Below are 17,800 nucleotides of genomic sequence, written 5' to 3'. Positions count from 1 at the left end.
CGTCCGCTGCGGCCGTCAGCGCGCGATCATGCGCTGATCGAGGATGCGCGCGACCACGCGCTGTGCGGCATGCCCGTCGTCGCGCGGGTTGAACTTCTCGCGCCACTCGTCGTACCGGTCGGCGTAGGCTGCCGGGTCGGTGTCGGACAGCGCGGCGACCAGCTCCTCCTGCGTACGGACCACCGGGCCGGGAGCGTGGGCGACGAGATCGAAGTAGAACCCGCGCAGCTCGCCGCGATAGTGGTCCATGTCCGGCACGAGGAAGAACATCGGCTTGCCGGTGACGGAGAAATCGAACATGACCGACGAGTAGTCCGTCACGAGCGCGTCGGCCACGAGCAGCAGCTGCGCCGTGTCCGGGAACGCGGTCACGTCGATGACACGCGCGCCCGCCGCATCCCGTCCAGGCTGCAGAGTGCGCGAGTGACCGCGCACGAGGACGACTGCGTCCGTCTGCGCGGCGAGCTGCGCCGGATCGATGAAGTCGACGATCTCGGTGCGGTCGTCGCGCCACGTCGGCGCGTAGAGGATCACGCGCTCGTGAGCGCCGATCCCCAGCGCGGCGCGCGTTGCGGAGCCGTCGCCGTGCACCAGGACGTCGTTGCGCGGGTAGCCCTCGACCCAGATCGGCCGCGACAGGAACGCGTACGCCTTGCTCAGGATCCGGGCCGCGTAGGGGTTCTGCGCGATCAGCACGTTCCAGCGGCGCGACTCCCGGATGACGGCGAGCGCCCGGCGCGGGTCGAATCCGGGCCGGTGCAGAGCGAGGCGCTTCAGCGGCGTGCCGTGCCAGGTCTGCAGCACGATCTGACCCGAGCGGCGCGCGAAGCGGCGGCGCAGCCAGTCGTTCACGACGAGCAGACGTGAGGCCCCACGGGCCCGCCACCACTCGGGACTGCCCTCGACCACCGGCACAGCGCCGTCGGGAACCTGCACCGACAGATCGACGACGCTCCAGTAGCGCGTCGCGCCGGGCGCCTGCTTCGCGATCTCGCGATCGATGGCCAGCGGGTTGCAGCTCGCATTGCGGCCGTAGAAGCTCTCGAAGAAGACGGCGTTCTCGAGTCCGCCCGGCGGTCGGCCCGCGTAGCGCACCTCGAGAGCGCCCTGACCCTCCCCCGAGTCGTAAGCGGGGTCGATCGGCGGGCCGATCCGCACCGTGCTGCCCTCGAGCGACGCGCGAACGGTGCCCAGCAGCTCGACCGGCAGGGGGTTCGCCTCCGTCGCGGTGCCGTCCATCCGCAGCGTGTACGCGCCGGACGGAAGTGGCAGCTCCGGTCCTCCCCAGCGCGATGCGCGCAGCGGGACGCTGGCCATCCACCCGTCTCCTCGCGTCTCGACGATTCCGTGGACGTGCGCACGAGCACCGACCAGTTCGACCACCGGCGCCGTGCCGCGCCCCTCGAGCACGAGCGCGGCACCGCCGTCGACAGTGAATCGGGCGTCGGTCATGAAGCTCCTTCAACGATGGTGACGGCGGGGTATGTGGAGACGGCGGGGATGCGACGCGCCAGTCCGGTCAGGATCGCACGGTAGACGCGCTCGGTGTTGCGGCCGTCGGCGAAGGCGTGCACGTGCGTGTCGAGCTCGCGCGCCCGCGCGAGACGCCGCTCACGCTCCTCGGGATCGTCGAACACGGCGCACAGCTGCTGGATCGCCTCGGTCCACGTCGAGGCGACGTCCGTGCCCGCGACATCCGCATAGCGACCGTAGAAGCCGCGCTCACGGGCGTAGGCGTCCACGTCAGGGGCGAGGAACACCACCGGCATCGGCACCAGCGCCGTGTCGAAGACGAGTGACGAGTAGTCGGTCACGAGGGCGTCGACGCCGGACAGCAGCGGGGTCACATCCCGCACGAGTTCGCTGCCGAGCCCACGGACGCGGTCGGTCTCGAAGGGCACGACGTAGTCGCCGGCTCCCAGTGGGTGCGAGCGCACGAGGAGCACGGCATCCCTGGCCTTCAGGGCTTCCGTCAGCGCCCGCCATTCGTCCATCGTCGGGACGGCGGGGTCGGCGGCGCCATCGCGCCACGTGGGGGCATACAGGACGAGACGCGCGTGTCCGATCTCCCCGACGAGGTCGGCGATCGCGCCGCGCGCCCGGGCGCGGCGCTCGTCCGGCCGACCCTGCGACAGCACGTCGACGCGAGGCTCGCCCGTGACCGGCACCTGCGCGTCGGAGATGCCGAATGCCGACTCGAGGCGGCCGCGGACCAGGTGAGAGGCCGCGGGCAGCACGTCGATGCGCTGGGCGGCGCTCCGGTACATCGCCGCCAGGAGCCGGCGCACGAGCCGGGACGAGGGCAGGATGCCGCTGCGCACGGTCGCCGGCGAGTCGAGGCCGATGCGCTTCAGCGGGATTCCATGCCAGAGCTGGACGACGAACGCGCCGGAGATCGCGTATCGGTTGGCGTCGCCGAACCCGTGGGTCACGACCACCACCCGGGCGCGCGCGGTGCGCCAGAACCCGCGGATCGAGTGCTTCGGGACGGTCGGGATGCCGAGGGCAGCCGCATCCGTCGCCTCCTGGTCGGTGCCGGTGAGCCACACGGCCGTGTGACCTTCGGCGTCCGCGACGCGCCACAGAGCCAGTGCGCCGTCGCCGATTCCGGCGCCGCATCCGAACACCCACTCGTCGTCCGAACGCGGGACCAGGAGGGTCGCGAGGCGTCCGGCCGCATACAGCGGGATGCGGACGAGCTTTCCCGCGTTGCCCGCGCTGAACGAGAAGGACGCCACCCCGCGAGCCTATCGCGGGGTGGCGTCCATACCTTGGGAGTGGGCTCAGCTGGTCTTGAGCTCGCCGAGCGTCACGGTCGCGGTCTGCGTCTTGCCGCCGCGCACATACGTCACCGTCGCGTCGCTGCCCGCGGCCAGTGCGCGCACCTGCGCGGTGAGGTCGACCGAGTTGGTGATCGGCACGTTGCCGAACTCGGTGATGACGTCGCCCTTCTGCAGGCCGCCCTTCTGGGCGGCCCCACCCGAGGTGACGGCGTCGATCAGCGCACCGGTGGTGGTGGCGCCGGACGCGTTGGCCGCGTCACCGACGGTCGCACCGAGCAGGCCATGGGTGGCCTTGCCGTTCTTGATGATCTCATCGGAGACGCGCTTGGCGATGTCGGAGGGGATCGAGAAGCCGACGCCGATCGAGCCCGACTGGCCGCCCGAGGACGAGCCGGCCGAGGCGATCGCGACGTTGATGCCGACGAGCTTGCCGTCGGCGTCGACGAGGGCGCCGCCGGAGTTTCCGGGGTTGATCGCCGCGTCCGTCTGGATCACCGCGATCTTGATCGTGTCCTGGGCCTGTCCCTGCTGGCTCTGGCCCTGGCCGAAGTCGAAGTAGAACGGCGCGTTCCCGTTCTGCCCGTTCCCGTTGCCGTTGCCGTTGCCCTTCCCGTTGCCGTTGCTGCCGTCCTGCGAGTTCGAGTCCGGGGCTGCCGACGACGCGATCTCGATCGAGCGGTTGAGGGCGCTGACGATGCCGGTCGTGACCGAGTTCGACAGGGCGAGCGGCGCGCCGATGGCCACCGTCTGGTCGCCGACGTTGATCTTGCTCGAGTCGCCGAACGTCATCGGAGTCATGCCCGATGCGCCCTTCAGCTTGATGACGGCGAGGTCGTAGGTCGGGTCCGTTCCGACGACGGTCGCGCTGTAGATGTGCCCGTCGCTCGTCGTGACCGACAGCGTGGGGTTGCCCGTCGCGCCGTCGAGCGTGACGACGTGCGTGTTGGTGAGGATGTACCCGTCAGCAGTCAGGACGACGCCTGATCCGGTGCCGGCCGAGCTGCCGGCCGAGGCGTCGATCGTGACGACGCTCGGCAGCACCTTGGTGGCCACGGCGGTGGTGTTCGTCACCGACTTGGGGTTGTTCACCGTGACGGCGGCGGGAGCCTGGGAGGAGGTCGTGCCGGAGGTGCCCCACAGCGCCGTGCCGGCGGCTGCGCCGCCGAGGCCTGCAGCGCCTCCGACGATCGCGGCGGCGAGGAAGATGCCGACGATGGCACCCGCGCCCATGCGGCCCTTCTTCTCTTGCGGGGTGGCGGTGGGCGCGCCGGCGACCGGCTGCGCCGGCACGCCGAAGGCCTGGCCAGGGTACGGCTGGCCGGCGTAGACGGGGGCTGCCTCCGTCGGGTGCACCGGCTGCGCGGCAGCGGCAGCCGACTGCGAAGGCACGGGCGGCACCGGCGGGACGTACCCGGCGGGCGCAGGCGACACCGGCAGGGTCTGCTGCGTGTCTGCGGATGCGGCGGGCGGCTGTGCGGGCGCGGCGGCGGTGGAAGTCGTGACAGGCTGCGCGGGCGCGGCATCCACCGCAGGGGCGTGCGCGGCAGCGGGTGCAGCCTCGGGGGCCGGCGTCGGCTCTGCCACGTTGCCGGCCTCAGTGGCAGCGGCCTCGGGGGCGGGCGCGGCGTCGGCCGCGGGGGTCTCGTCGGGGGTGATGCCCGGGGTGTCGCTCATGTGGTTGCTCCTTCTGGACAAGCATCTTCAGCTTGGGGTGGCCCTCTGTGCGTTTCCTATGTCGAGGTTGGGACCGCGCTATGCGAGTAGCGTGTGAACCGTGCGAGAGATTCCCGGCGCGTGGCGGCGCGCCGCCCGCGGGGCCGGCCTCCTGGCGGATGACGGTTCGCCCATCCCTACCATCTTCGCCGAGATGAGCGCCCGTGCGGTCGCGACCGGGGCAATCAATCTCGGGCAGGGATTCCCCGACGAGGACGGTCCGGCCGAGGTGCTCGACGTCGCGCGCGCGGCGATCGCGAACGGCGTGAACCAGTACCCGCCGGGTCGCGGCATCCTGGACCTTCGTCTGGCCATCGCCGAGCACCAGCAGCGCTTCTATGAACTCCGACTCGACCCCGAGCGGGACGTCCTCGTGACAGCCGGTGCGACCGAGGCCCTCGCAGCGGCTCTCCTCGGCCTCGTCGAGGGGCCGGACGACGAGGTCGTGGTGTTCGAGCCGTACTACGACGCCTATGCCGCAACCGTCGCCCTCGCCGGCGCCCGGCTCGTCCCGGTGCCGTTGCGCGGTGCGCGCTTCCAGCCCGACCTCGAGGAGCTGCGGAGCGCCGTGAGCGACCGCACCCGGATCATCCTGGTCAACGATCCGCACAATCCGACGGGCGCCGTGTTCTCTCGCGACGTGCTCGACGAGGTCGTGCGGCTCGCGGACCGCCACAACGCGATCATCGTCACGGACGAGGTCTACGAGCACCTCGTCTTCGACTCCGTCCACATCCCGATCGCGACCCTTCCTGGCGCATGGGAGCGCACGCTCACGATCTCCTCGGGCGGCAAGACGTTCTCGACGACAGGATGGAAGATCGGCTGGGTCACCGGTCCCGCCGATCTCATCGACGCAGTGCTCGCGGTCAAACAGTTCCTCACCTACGTCAACGGCGCACCCTTCCAACCGGCGATCGCCACGGGACTCCGCCTGCCGGACGGGTTCTTCAGAGGCGCCGCGAGCGCACTCCGCGCCAAGCGCGACGTGCTCGGTGACGGGCTGCGTGCGGCCGGCTTCGACGTCTTCGAACCGGCGGGGACGTATTTCACCGTCGCGGATGCCGCCCCGCTCGGGGTGACGGATGCCGCGGCCTTCTGCCGCGAGCTGCCCGCGCGCGTGGGCGTCGTCGCGATCCCGCTCACCGCCTTCGTCACGCGCGAGCACCGCGCCGACTGCGCGAGTCTCGTCCGCTTCGCGGCGTGCAAACGCATCGATGTGCTCGACGAGGCCGCCTCCCGGCTCGCCGCCCTCCGCTGATCCTCCGCGCCGCCGATCCTTCGTGCCCGTCAGTCGCCGGGCACGACGCGGTAGCGTCGCAGCCGCAGAGCGGGGTTCACACGCCGCACGTTCGCGATCGCCTCGGGGTCGAGGTGCGCGACGGCGACGTCGGTCGCCGTTCCCACCGACGCGACGACCGAGCCCTGGGGATCGACGATCATCGAGTGCCCTATGCCGAGGGGCGGCGGGTGGTCGGCGCCTGCGACGTACGCGGTGCTCTCGATCGCCCGCGCCGTGACGAGGGTGCGCCAGTGGTGCTCCTTGAGCGGCCCGCGCACCCACTGTGCAGGGACGAGGATGACGTCCGCCCCGGCGTCGACGAGCACCCGCGTGGACTCCGGAAAGCGCAGGTCGTAGCAGGTCTGCAGCCCGAAGGTGAGGCCGCCGCGCGCGAAGGTCTGCGGAGCATCCAGCAGACCGGGTTCCACCCAGTCGGACTCCCGCTGCCCGAATGCATCGTACAAGTGCTGCTTGCGGTAGACCGCGAGCAGACCACTGGCGTCCACGGCCACGGCGGTGTTCCGGATGCGCCCGTCCTCAGCCGCTTCGACCATGCCGGCGACCAGCACGATGTCGAGCGCCTCCGCGATCGCGGTGATCGACCCGACGAACTCGCCGTCCAGCCTCTGGGCATGCCGGGCGAGCGTCTCGTCGAACGGATCCACGAAGTAGCTCGAGTTCTCCGGCAAGAGGACGAGCTGCGCTCCGCGGGCCGCCGCACGGCCGGCCAGCTCGGCGATCTCTGCGATGTTGGCCGCGGTGTCGACGGTCGGTGCGAACTGCGCGACGGCCACGGCGAAGGTCGAGGTGCTCACGGGTCCATCCTCCCCGGCGGCCGGGGACCCGGCAACCAGTACGGGTCGCGCTACGCGGCGTCGACGAGCGCGCGGACGAGGGGATGCCAGGGGCGCGTCGTGGGCCCGGACATCACGAGCCTGCGCGGCCGCGGCCGGGCGAGCGGCTTCATCACGAGGTCGTCGGGGAGCATGTCGCGGCCGAGCGACGGCACGATGGCGACGCCCATCCCCTGCTGGACCATCCGGAACACCGTGCTCATCTCGCGCACGCGATGCGAGATCTCATAGGGCAGGCCCTCGTCGTCGTGCATGCGCTGGACGTGGCGCTCGCACCCGCCCGTCGAGACGATCAGTCCGTCGATCTGGAGTTCGGCGAGCGGGATGCCGTCGAGCTCGGTGAGCGGATGATCCTGGCGGATCACGGCCGCGAACTCATCGGTCGCCACAAGCTTTCCGCCTGCCGGGAACGGCGAGGGCTCGACCAGGATCGCCACGTCGACCACGCCCGCCTCGAGCCACTCGGGCATCTCGTCGTCATCGCCCTCGAAGATCTGCACGTCGACATGCGGCACCTTGGCGGCCCATGCGGGCAGCAGACCGGGCAGGAGTCCCTGGCACACGGTCGCCACCGCCCCGAGCCGGACCGTGCCGACGGCTGTGCTGTCGCGCCGCGCCGCGCTCTCGAGCGCAGACACGGAGGCGAGCGCCGCGCGCGCATACTCCACCACGCTGTGGCCGAGACCCGTCAGGGCGACGCCCGCATCCCGCTGCACCAGTCGTCCCCCGACCTCGCGCTCGAGGCCGGACAGCGCGTGCGAGACGGCGGACTGACTGACGCCGAGCCGGGATGCGGCGGTGGTGAATGACGCGCAGTCCACCACGGTCACCAGCGCGCGGAGCTGGGGCAGGGTCACACTCATCGATACTCCTCATGTCAGGATGAATCGGATTCATTTGCTTCATGATGCGTCGGGTTCGAGACTAAGCCTCATGACGTCCATCGGCAATGTGCGCAGCACTCTCTGGGCCTTCCTCGCCCTGTCGCTCGTGTGGGGATCGAGCTTCCTTTTCATCAAGGTGGGCCTGCAGGGGCTCGCCCCGTCGCAGCTCGTGCTCGCCCGCATCCTCCTCGGCGCCGCGACACTGGCGGTCATCATGCTCGTCACGCGGCGTCGATGGCCGCGCGAGGGCAGGGTCTGGGGCCACATGATCGTCGTGGGGACGTTCTTCTGCGCGGTGCCGTTCACTCTCTTCGCCTGGGCGGAGCAGTACGTTCCCAGCAGCCTCGCGAGCATCTACAACGCGACGACGCCGATCATGACCCTGCTCCTCACACCGCTGATGCTGCGCTCGGAGCGGCTCGGGCGCGCCCGCGTCCTGGGTCTGCTCGTCGGCATCGCCGGGGTCGTCGTGCTCACCGCGCCGTGGCAGCTGATCGGCTCAGCCGACCTCGCCGCGACCCTTCCCGCTCAGCTCGCCTGCCTCGGAGCGACCCTCAGTTACGGCTTCGCCGGCCTGTACCTGCGGCGCTTCGTCAGCGGGCTGCCCTACGACTCGGTGACGCTGTCCTCCGTGCAGCTCACGATGGCGAGCGCAGTGGTGCTCCTGCTCGCGCCCTTCGACGCCCGCGGACCCATCTCACTCGATCTCCCCGTCGTGACCAGCATGGCGGCCCTCGGGATCCTCGGAACAGGGATCGCCTACGTCTGGTACACGCGCGTGCTGCGCGATTGGGGCCCTGTCCGCGCCTCGACGGTCACGTATCTGGCACCGGTCGTCGGTGTCGTCCTCGGCGTGATCGTGCTCGGCGAGAGCGTGCACTGGTACGAGCCGGTCGGTGGACTCGTCGTGATCGTGGGCATCCTCATCAGCCAACGCGGCGTGCGCACGCGCGAGCCGGCTCCTGCCCGAACGGATGCAGTGACCCCCGCGCCCACCATCGGTGCGAAGTAGCGCGAGGGAACGCGGCCGTTCCGGCGAGACGCGCCTGAAACACGTCCCGAGATGAAGAAAGAGGCGCCCTTGGCGGGCGCCTCTTTCGTTTGTTGCGGGGACAGGATTTGAACCTGCGACCTCTGGGTTATGAGCCCAGCGAGCTACCGAGCTGCTCCACCCCGCGGCACATAGAAAGCCTAACACGGGATGAACAGATGACCGAATCGGCTACCCCCCGAGCGCGATGAGGTGCTGCACGGCATCCGTCAGCGCCTTGTCCGCCGTGCCGTACGCGGCCCAGTCGCCCGCCTTCATCGCCGCGTCGCGATCGAGCATCGCCTGCTGCGCGGCCTTGAGCCACGCCTGGTACTCGGCGTTGTTGGATGTGCCGCCGCCCGATCCGCCGGTGCCCGGGGTACCCGAGGCCGACGGCAGCGGGTTGGGGGTGGGCGTCGTGTTCGAGTCGCCGGCCGCGGCACCCGAGTTGCCGCCGAACAGGGCGTTCAGCGCCTGGTCGAGGGTGTCCTCGAACGCGACGTTGTTTCCGAACGCCACGAGCACCTTCTGGAGCTTCGGCAGCTTCGTCTCTCCCGACGACTGCACGAACACGGGCTGCACGTAGATGAGACCGCCGCCGAGCGGGAGCGTCAGGAGGTTTCCGTTCAGCACCTCCGACTGCCCCTGTTTGAGGAGGTTCAGGAACTGGGACACGCTCGGCTGCGCTGCGAACATGTTCTGCACCTGGCCCGGTCCTGGCACCGTCGTGGCGGCGTCGATCTCCAGCATCCTGAGCCTGCCGTAGTCCGACCGTCTCTCTCCCGCCGTGCTGCCGGCGTTCGAGTCGACGGCGAGGTAGCCCAGCAGCACGTTCCTCGCGATCTCTCCCCCGTTCGACTTGGGGATGAACGTCGAGAACATCGAGAACTCAGGCGTCGGCTGCGTCGGCATCTGCATCGTCAGGTAGTACGGCGGCTGCAGGCGATCCGGCTTGCCCGGGTCGTTCGGCGTCGTCCACAGGTTGTCCTGCTGGTAGAAGGACTGCGCGCTCGTCACGTGATAGGTGCCGAGGATCGCACGCTGGACCTTGAAGAGGTCCGTCGGGTACCGCACGTGGCTCATGAGCTCGCCGGACATGTCCGTCATCGGCTTGATCGTCGACGGGTAGACCTTCTGCCACGCCCGCAGCAGCGGGTCCTGGTCGTCCCACGAGTACAGCGTGACCTTCCCGCTGTAGGCGTCGACGGTCGCCTTGACCGAGTTGCGGATGTAGTTGATGTTGTCCAGGGTGTAGCGCGGCGTCGGGTTGTTGGAATCCGCGATGGCCTGCGACAGGCTCACGGTCGCCGAGTACGGATAGTTCGCACTCGTCGTGTAGCCGTCGACGACCCACACGATGTGCCCGTCGACGACGGTCGGGTACGGGTCCGAGTCGAGAGTCAGATACGGCGCCGCCTTCTGCACGCGGGCCAGAGGTCCGCGGTCGTAAAGGATCTGCGACTTGTCGGTGATGTTGTCCGAGAACAGGATCTGCTCGGACTGGAACTTCAGCGCATAGATGAGTCGGTTGAAGAAGCTGCCGACGTTCGGGCCGCCGTTGCCCTGGAACGTCGACTTCGATTCCGTGATGCCGTTGCTCGAGGGATAGTCGAGCTCGACAGGCGGCGTCCCCTTCGGGGCGCCGACGATCGAGTATTCGGGCGAGTCCTCGCCGAAGTACACCCGCGGCTCGAAGTTCTCCTCGTTGGTGAGGAAGCCCGAGGCGGGGATGCCGCGCTCGAGGAAGACCGGGTCGCCGTCTCCGGTGCGGTCGGTGCCCTTGGCGACCACCATGCCGTAGCCGTGCGTGTACACGAGGGTCGTGTTCTGCCACGACGCGCCTGCCCCGAGCTGGTCCATGTTGAGCTCTCGGAGCGAGACGACGGTGTCCTGAGAGACGCCGCCGATGTTGTAGCGGTCGACATCGAGCGGATCCTTGAACTGGTAGTACGAGCGGTACTGCTCGAGCTGCTTGACGGTCGGGCTGATGATCGCGGGGTCCATGATGCGGATCTGCGCCGTGGTCGCGGCATCCGCCCGCAGCTGACCCGCCTGCGCATCGGTCGCCGCCTTGTAGGCGATGTCCTTCATGCCGGCCACGCCGTAGGCAAGCTTCGTCTGCGTCAGGTTGCGCTGGTAGTACGGCTTCTCGAGCGCGAGCTGGTTCGGCTTGACCTGCACAGTCGTCACGAACCACGGGTACGCGACGCCGAGGACGATGGCCGACACGATGAGCAGTGCCGTCGCCGCCAGCGGGTAGCGCCAGCGGCCGATGAAGGCCGTGATGAAGAAGAGGATGGCGACGATCAGCGCGATGACGGCGAGGATGGTCTGCCCCGGGATCGTCGCGTTGACCTCGGTGTAGCCGGGTCCGGTGATGCGGTCGCCGGGCTCGACCATCGTCTTGTAGCGGTCGAGCCAGAGGCTGATGGCCTGCATCAGGATGTAGAGCCCGGCGATGACGGCGAGCTGGATGCGGGCGGCCCTCGAGATGCGGAGCTCCCGCTGCCCGATCCGCACCGAGCCGTAGAGGTAGGTGACGACCGCGCTGACGAGCAGGCACACGAGGAGCGTGGCCGAGGCGAATCCGACGAGGCCGGAATAGAACGGCAGGGCGAACAGGTAGAAACCCGTGTCGAGGTGGAACTGCGGATCGGTCGTCGCGGTCTTCACGCCGTTGAGCCAGAGCGCCGTGGTCTCCCACTGCGCCGAGGCGGCGAACCCGGCGAAGAAGCCGAAGAAGACCGGGATGCCCCACATGGCGAGGCGACGCAGGGGCTCGACGACCTCCTGATAGCGATCGAGCTGGGAACTCAGGCGGGCGTAGACGGGCCGGAGACGATACGCGAGCTGGATGACGAGCCACACCGGGACCGCCATCCCGAGGAAGCCGATGAGGAACATGACTGCGCGCCCGCCCCACTGGGTCGCGAGCACCCGTAGGAAGCCCAGCTGGCTGTACCACAGCCAATCGGCGTACAGGCTCGCGAACAGGAAGAAGCCCACGATGAGCACCGCGATCACGACAAGGGTGATAGCCACCACACGTCGGGTGCGGGAGGGGGCGGCCGGCTTCGGTGCGGAGGTCGACGTCACCGTCTCATCCTACGAGGGCGCGCCCGACGGCCGCCCCCGCGCGGTGGTTTGAGGGCCTGCTCACAGCGTGCCGTGACCAGGCCGCGACCTACTTCGCGGTGCAGGTGGGCAGTTTGTCGAGCGAGGTGTCGGCGCGGATCGCGTCCAGCACCGCCAGCGAGTCGTCCAGCGTCTTCACAGAGAAGACGCGCAAGCCGCTCGGGACGTGGCCGACGACCTCGTCGCAGTTCGTGCTCGGCGCGAGGAAGTACGCGGCACCGGCATCCACCGCGCCCCACATCTTCTGGCGGATGCCGCCGATCGCGCCGACGTCGCCCTCGGCGTCGATCGTGCCGGTGCCTGCGATGCGCTTGCCGGCGTTGAGCTGACCCGGGGTCAGCTTGTCCATGATGCCGAGAGCGAACATCATGCCGGCGCTCGGTCCGCCGACGTTGTTGAGCTGGATCGTGACCTGGATCGGGAAGTCGAAGTCGTTCGTGAGCGTGACGCCGATCAGCCACACGTCCTGACCGCCGATCGTCGTCTGCTTCGGCGTCACACTGACCTTCGACGGCGTGCCGTCGCGCACGATCCCGAGTTCGATGGGCGAGCCGGCGGACTGGTTCACGATCGCGCGCAGCTGATCCGCCGTCGTGATCGCCTGCCCGTTCGCCGTGTCGATGATGTCGCCCTTCTGAAGGACGCCCTCGGCCGCAGAGTCCTTGGTCAGCGAGTACACCTCGATGTGCTGCTTGACGTCGTAGCCCAGGTGAGTGAGAGCGGCGGCCGTGGCCTCCTTCTGCGAGTCGACCATCATGGCCGCGCTCTCCTGGTTGCGCTCGTCTGTCGACTGTCCCTCGGGGTAGACGGCGTCGATGGGCAGCACCTGCATCGACGGGTCGAACCACGCGGTCGCGAGCTCGATCCACGACGGGGTGCGCTCGCGGTTGCCGCGCACCTGCACGGTGAGGAGGTCGAGCGCCGGCTTGGTCGTGTAGGTCTCGGCGCCGCTCACCGTGATGAGCGGGACCTCCTTGCCGTTCTCGTCGGGCGCCGTTCCGAGCGTGTCGTAGACCGGGCCCGGCTGCTGGATGACGTACGCGGTCGGCAGGAAGCTGATCGCCACCAGCGCGACGAGGGCGACGGCGAGCGCCCAGAGCCCGGCGACCGTGGCGCGCGAGCGGGGGCGCTGGGGTGCAGGCACCACCGTCACGTCATCGTCGAACAGCGCCACGTCCGCCCCTCTCTCGTCGCGGTCGTTCGCGACCGGCGTAAGCGAGGGTGAGCCCCGACCGGGAGTTGCGATGATCCGTGCGACTAGCGTAGATCCACATCCGATCTCTCTGCTGGAAGGCGGCTGAAGTGGCAGACGACGACGAGGACCGGGAGCCCGACCTCGAGGAGATCCTGCGGAGCCTGCTGGGCGCCGGCGGCGAAATCGACCCGGAGCAGCTCGCGCAGTTCGGCATCGATCCGGCAGCCATGCAGGCGGCGATGCGACAGCTGCAGGGGATGCAGAGCGCCGACGGCGGCATCGCGTGGGATCTGACGAAGCGCCAGGCGCTGCATATCGCGAATCAGAGCGACCTCGGAGTGACCTCGGCCCAGCGCACGGACCTCGACCAGGCATTCGCTCTCGCGACGCTGTGGCTGAGCGAGTCCACGACGGTCTCGGACCTCGCCGTCACGCCCCACGCCATCACGCGCGGGGCGTGGGTGGAGAAGACGCTGCCGGTGTGGCAAGAGCTCGCGGAGCCGGTCGCCACGAGCATCGCCGACGCGCTGACGACCGCCCTGAGCGAGCAGACGCCGGAGGAGATGCGGGGACTCGTCGCGGGCGCCGGGAAGCTGCTGCGCTCCGTGGGCGGCTCGATGTTCGCCTCGCAGCTCGGGAACGTCGTCGGGAACCTGTCTCTGGAGGTCGTCAGCGGCGGCGATGTCGGCATCCCGCTCATGCCCGACGGGGAGGCCGCGATCCTCCCCCAGAACTTCGCCGACTTCGGCCGCGACCTCGAGATCCCCGTGGATCAGCTGGCGCTCTACGTCGCCACACGCGAGCTGGCTCATGCACGCCTGTTCCGTCACGCCCGTTGGCTGCGGCTCCAGGTGATCACGGCCGTCACGGAGTTCGCGCGCGGTGTACACGTCGACACGGACGCGCTGGAGGACCTCGCATCCCGCTTCGATCCCTCCAACCCGGATGAGCTGCGCAACGCGCTGGAGAGCGGCGCGCTGCTGCCGCAGCGCTCGCCCGAGCAGGAGTCCGCACTGCGAAGCCTCGAGAACACGCTCGCCACCATCGAGGGCTGGGTCGACGTCGTGACCGAGTCGGCCACGAGCCGGCTGCCCTCTGCCGCGCGCATCGCCGAGGCCACGCGTCGCCGGCGCGCCGTCGGCGGACCCGCGGAGCAGGCGCTGAACTCGCTTGTCGGCCTCGAGCTGCGCCCGCGCCGCATGCGGGAGGCGGCCGCCATGTGGCGAGCGGTGACGGATGCCGTGGGCATCGCCGCGCGCGACGCCCTCTGGGACTACCCCGACCTCATGCCCACCGCCGAGGACATCGACGACCCGTCGGCGCTCGTCGCGCGGCTCGAGGCGCTCGCGCGTGGCGAGGCACCCGTGCGCGATGAGATGGACGACGCGCTCGCCGCGCTCCTGAACGGTGAGTCCGGTGACCGTCCGTCCGAAGGGGACGGCGGCGCGGAGGATCCTGAGGGTCCGCGGCCGGTCTGAGGACTCCTCCACAATCGGAGCGGACGCCGCCGGTTGTACACAGCTGCGCTGATCGAGCTCGGGGGCCCAGGGCGCATCCGCACAATCGAGTCATGCTGCGTCTCGACCCCGCGTATCCTCCCGTCTGGTCCACGCCGACCCGCCTCCAGCTCGGTGCGGAGGCTGTCGTCGTGCTCGACGATCCCCGGCCGTGGGAGCAGAGGCTCCTGCGCGATCTGCAGCACGGCTTCCCGGAGTCCGCATTGGGAGCCGTCGCGGCGCAGTACGACGTGGGTGAAGCGCAAGCGCGCACGCTCGTCCGGCGCATCGAGGCGGCGCTCTTGCCGCTCACACCGGCGCGGCAGCGCGTGCGACTCGAGGTGGCCGAGTCAGTCGAGTCCGCGGATGCCGCGGCCGTCGCCGACGCGCTTGCCGCCCATGGACTGCTCGACTCCGAGCCGAGCGCTGAGGCACCGGAGCCCGCCGCCGTCGTGCTGCTCGCGCATCACGTCGTCGACCCGCGGCACGCCGCCGCGCTCCTGCACGACGACATGCCGCACCTCCCCATCGTCCTGGCGGGCACCCGCGCCGTCGTGGGCCCGTTCGTCCGGCCGGGGATGACAGCATGCCTCTCGTGCGTGCATGCTCATCACGCCGAGGCGGACCCGTCGTGGCCGGCGATCGCCGCACAGCTGCTCGGTCGTCCCGGAGCCCCGGTCGGCCGCGCCTTCGCGTCGGAGGTCGGTCTCGCGGCCGGTCGCCTCCTCAGCGGACCCGAGTCGCTGCGCCCGGTCGCGCACTCCCTGTCGATGTCGACCGGGTCGCTGCGCCGCGTGTGGCGCGCGCATCCGCCGCACGCAGACTGCCGCTGCCGATCTCTCGAAGGAACCGCGAGGCCTGTCGCTCGACACGTCCCCGCCCGCGCGACCATGACAGGGACAGGGTTCGCGCAGCACGCGTGATCCCGACGTACACCAGCCGACGTTCCTCGTCGACCTGATCGAACGTCGTCGCATAGGCGATGGGCAGCAGTCCTTCGCTCATGCCGACGAGGTGCACGTGGTCCCACTCGAGTCCCTTGGCCGCGTGGAGAGTGGCCAGCGTGACCGTGCGCATGCCCGGCTCGTCCTGGGCCTTCGCGCGTGCCACGAGGTCATCGGCGAAGGTCCGCAGTGTCGCTCCCTGGGGCGCCTCATCCGCCAGTCGCATGATCGCTGCGCGCGCCTCCCAGGCATCGCGCACGGCACCTCCCGCGGGCGGCGGCTCCTCGGTGAGTCCGAGTGAGCGCAGGACGTCGCGCACCGCATCACGGAACGTCGTCTCCAGAGGGGCGACAGCGGCGGCGCGCAGCGCCATGACCGCCTGGCGCACCTCCGGCATGTCGAAGAACCGCGTACCCCCGAGCACGCTCGTCGCCACCTGCTCGTCGGCGAGGGCACGGAGGAACTCCGGCGACTGCGAGCGCGCGCGATACAGGACCGCGATGCTGCGCGGGTCGGTGCCGGAGGCGATCTGCGCCGCGACGGCTCGCGCCACGCCGCGGGCCTCGTCCTCGTCGTCGGCGTAGACCGCCACAGAGGGGACCGGGGCGTCGCCCGCCGGTCGATCCGAGACGAGGGTCAGCGCACCAGGTCTGCCTCGCATGAGCGAGTTGGCGACCGCCAGCACCGGCGCATCCGACCGGTGGTTGTGCTCGAGCCGCACGATCTTCGCGCCCTCGTGACGACGTTCGAACTCCAGGAGGTAGCGCGCATCGGCACCGGCGAACGAGTAGATGGTCTGGCTCGCGTCCCCGACCACGCAGATATCTCGCCGGTCGCCGAGCCACAGCTCGAGAAGGTGATTCTGCAGGGGCGACACATCCTGGAACTCGTCCACGGTGAAGTGGCGGTACTGCTCCCGCACGGCCTGCGCGACGCGCGGCTCGGCCTCCAGCATCCCGGCGCACGCGAGCAGGACGTCCTCGAAGTCGAGCTGACGCCGCTCGTCCTTCAGCGCCTCATAGGCGCGCTGCAGGTGGACGACCGCGAGGCCATCGAGCTCGCCGATGCCGGCCGGGCGCGCCTGCGCATATTGCTCGATGCTGCGCATCGTGACCTTGCGCCACTCGATCTCGGCGGCCACGTCACGGAGCGTCGCACGGTCGAGGTTCATCCGCAGACCGTCGGCCGCGTGGGCGAGCAGGCGCACCTTGTTGTCCACGATTGCGGGGGCTGCGTCTCCGGCGACAGACGGCCAGAAGAAGTTCAGCTGGGCGAGCGCCGCGGCGTGGAAGGTACGCGCTCCGACGCCCTCGACGCCCAGCGCTCGCAAGCGCCCGCGCATCTCCCCTGCGGCCTTGGCGGTGAAGGTCACGGCCATGACCCGGCCCGGCGAGTACGCGCCGGTGTCGACACCGTGAGCGATGCGACGCGTGATGACCCGGGTCTTGCCCGTCCCGGCGCCGGCGAGCACACACACCGGACCGCGGAGCGTCGTCACCGCCTGCAGCTGCTGCTCGTCGAGTCCTTCGAGTGCGCCGACGCCGCTCACGCGCCCTCCGCGTGCCACTCGGAGATGAGCGCGTGCGCGATGGACGAGGGCCCGGGAAGGCCGATCTCGCCGTCACCGCGCAGGCCCGCGCCGATCTCGTCACGCGTGAACCATCGCAGGCTGATGATCTCGTCTCCGTCCGGCAGGATGTCGGCGTCGTCGACCGCCGTGGCGCGGAATCCGAGCATGAGCGAGCGCGGATACGGCCAGGACTGCGAGGCGCGATAGCGGATGTCCCGCACTCGCACGTGTGCCTCCTCGAAGAGTTCGCGCTCGACCGCGGATTCGAGGGACTCGCCCGCCTCGACGAAGCCGGCGAAGCACGAGTACCGCTGACCGCCCCACGCGGCGTTGGCTCCGAGCAGCAGGCGGTCGGAGTCGGTCGCGCTGTCGATCGCCACGATCACCGCCGGATCGGTGCGCGGGAAGTGCTGGCGCCCGCATACGGTGCACCCTCGCATCCATCCCGACATGCGCAGCTCGCAGCGTCCGCCGCAGGTCGGGCAGAACTGGCTGTCGCGCAGCCATCGCCCGAGGCTCACCGCCGTCACCAGCAGTTCGGCATCGGACGCGGGCAACGAGGCACCGACGACGCGCAGACGCCCCCACTCCCCTTCGAACGGGCGGGTCGCGCCGTCGGGCATGACGGCCCCCAGCACCGGTCCCCGCTCGTCTCGTCCGAGCAGCGCCCAATGGGCGCCGTCGGGAACGTCGTCCGGGGCGACGAATCGCAGCGAGGACGACGCGCCCAGGGGTGCGCGGTCGTCGTGGACGACGAGGACCCGAGTGGATGCATCCGCCCGGGCCCGTTCGAGGAGCTCGGTGTCGGCGCGTTCCTCAGCTGCCCGGGGGATCCCGCGCCGAGCCAGCGAAGGCAGAAGCGGCGACTCGTGGGCGGACATTCGATCCCTCTCTCCAGGGCGTGGCGAGGTACC

13 protein-coding genes and 1 tRNA gene are annotated in these 17,800 nt (G+C 70.1%); 3 read left to right on the top strand and 11 right to left on the bottom strand.

Annotation, left to right across the window (positions count from 1 at the left end; translation table 11 throughout):
• Positions 1 to 15 precede the first annotated feature (15 nt).
• From AC0NZN_RS12660 to AC0NZN_RS12650, 3 genes are read right to left on the bottom strand one after another with little or no spacing between them, the layout of a single operon-like run.
• Positions 16 to 1,452: a CDP-glycerol glycerophosphotransferase family protein gene (locus AC0NZN_RS12660; RefSeq protein ID WP_474592665.1), complete on the bottom strand. Its 1,437-nt coding sequence runs from the start codon at positions 1,450 to 1,452 to the stop codon at positions 16 to 18.
• Positions 1,449 to 2,738 (bottom strand): CDP-glycerol glycerophosphotransferase family protein, encoded by a 1,290-nt coding sequence (locus AC0NZN_RS12655; protein ID WP_474592664.1) that lies wholly within the window; start codon positions 2,736 to 2,738, stop codon positions 1,449 to 1,451. Before AC0NZN_RS12655 ends, AC0NZN_RS12660 begins: the two co-directional genes overlap by 4 nt.
• A gap of 45 nt (positions 2,739 to 2,783) precedes the next feature.
• Positions 2,784 to 4,457 carry a S1C family serine protease gene (locus tag AC0NZN_RS12650; RefSeq protein WP_474592663.1) on the bottom strand — a complete coding sequence of 558 codons (1,674 nt, stop codon included), beginning with the start codon at positions 4,455 to 4,457 and terminating at the stop codon, positions 2,784 to 2,786.
• A 100-nt stretch (positions 4,458 to 4,557) separates the two neighbouring features.
• Here AC0NZN_RS12650 and AC0NZN_RS12645 point away from each other — a divergent pair, with 100 nt between their 5' ends.
• Positions 4,558 to 5,757 carry an aminotransferase class I/II-fold pyridoxal phosphate-dependent enzyme gene (locus AC0NZN_RS12645; protein WP_474592662.1) on the top strand — a complete coding sequence of 400 codons (1,200 nt, stop codon included), beginning with the start codon at positions 4,558 to 4,560 and terminating at the stop codon, positions 5,755 to 5,757.
• A gap of 29 nt (positions 5,758 to 5,786) precedes the next feature.
• On the opposite strand, the gene AC0NZN_RS12640 is transcribed toward AC0NZN_RS12645, so the two are convergent.
• A complete protein-coding gene (locus AC0NZN_RS12640) occupies positions 5,787 to 6,593 on the bottom strand; it encodes a carbon-nitrogen hydrolase family protein (protein ID WP_474592661.1) in 807 nt (268 codons plus the stop codon).
• Positions 6,594 to 6,643: 50 nt separating this feature from the next.
• Positions 6,644 to 7,495: a LysR family transcriptional regulator gene (locus AC0NZN_RS12635; RefSeq protein WP_474592660.1), complete on the bottom strand. Its 852-nt coding sequence runs from the start codon at positions 7,493 to 7,495 to the stop codon at positions 6,644 to 6,646.
• Positions 7,496 to 7,565: 70 nt separating this feature from the next.
• Between AC0NZN_RS12635 and AC0NZN_RS12630 the strand changes: the two genes are divergently transcribed.
• Positions 7,566 to 8,528: a DMT family transporter gene (locus tag AC0NZN_RS12630; RefSeq protein ID WP_474592659.1), complete on the top strand. Its 963-nt coding sequence runs from the start codon at positions 7,566 to 7,568 to the stop codon at positions 8,526 to 8,528.
• 92 nt (positions 8,529 to 8,620) lie between these two features.
• Here AC0NZN_RS12630 and AC0NZN_RS12625 read toward each other — a convergent pair.
• The 3 genes from AC0NZN_RS12625 to AC0NZN_RS12615 all read right to left on the bottom strand — a co-directional run bounded on the left by AC0NZN_RS12625 (position 8,621) and on the right by AC0NZN_RS12615 (position 12,855).
• A tRNA-Met gene (locus AC0NZN_RS12625) sits at positions 8,621 to 8,694 on the bottom strand.
• 44 nt (positions 8,695 to 8,738) lie between these two features.
• Positions 8,739 to 11,642 carry a UPF0182 family membrane protein gene (locus AC0NZN_RS12620; protein ID WP_474592658.1) on the bottom strand — a complete coding sequence of 968 codons (2,904 nt, stop codon included), beginning with the start codon at positions 11,640 to 11,642 and terminating at the stop codon, positions 8,739 to 8,741.
• Positions 11,643 to 11,730: 88 nt separating this feature from the next.
• Positions 11,731 to 12,855, bottom strand: coding sequence for a YlbL family protein (locus tag AC0NZN_RS12615; RefSeq protein WP_474592657.1), 1,125 nt, complete (start codon positions 12,853 to 12,855; stop codon positions 11,731 to 11,733).
• Positions 12,856 to 12,983: 128 nt separating this feature from the next.
• Here AC0NZN_RS12615 and AC0NZN_RS12610 point away from each other — a divergent pair, with 128 nt between their 5' ends.
• Positions 12,984 to 14,354: a zinc-dependent metalloprotease gene (locus tag AC0NZN_RS12610; RefSeq protein ID WP_474592656.1), complete on the top strand. Its 1,371-nt coding sequence runs from the start codon at positions 12,984 to 12,986 to the stop codon at positions 14,352 to 14,354.
• Between the two features lie 368 nt (positions 14,355 to 14,722).
• Here the strand turns inward: AC0NZN_RS12610 and AC0NZN_RS12605 are convergent, their stop codons facing one another.
• The 3 genes from AC0NZN_RS12605 to nudC form a co-directional block, all read right to left on the bottom strand.
• Positions 14,723 to 14,893: a hypothetical protein gene (locus AC0NZN_RS12605; RefSeq protein ID WP_474592655.1), complete on the bottom strand. Its 171-nt coding sequence runs from the start codon at positions 14,891 to 14,893 to the stop codon at positions 14,723 to 14,725.
• 205 nt (positions 14,894 to 15,098) lie between these two features.
• Entirely contained in the window at positions 15,099 to 16,865 is a 1,767-nt protein-coding gene (locus tag AC0NZN_RS12600) for an ATP-dependent helicase (RefSeq protein ID WP_474592654.1), read from the bottom strand.
• A complete protein-coding gene (gene nudC, locus AC0NZN_RS12595) occupies positions 16,862 to 17,767 on the bottom strand; it encodes an NAD(+) diphosphatase (RefSeq protein ID WP_474592653.1) in 906 nt (301 codons plus the stop codon). The genes AC0NZN_RS12600 and nudC overlap by 4 nt, the downstream gene beginning before the upstream one ends.
• Between the last annotated feature and the right edge of the window lie 33 nt (positions 17,768 to 17,800).

Source organism: Microbacterium sp. sgz311019, assembly GCF_056135325.1.
The sequence above is the reverse complement of the archived record's forward strand: the minus strand, read 5'-3'. Positions and strand labels throughout refer to the sequence as shown.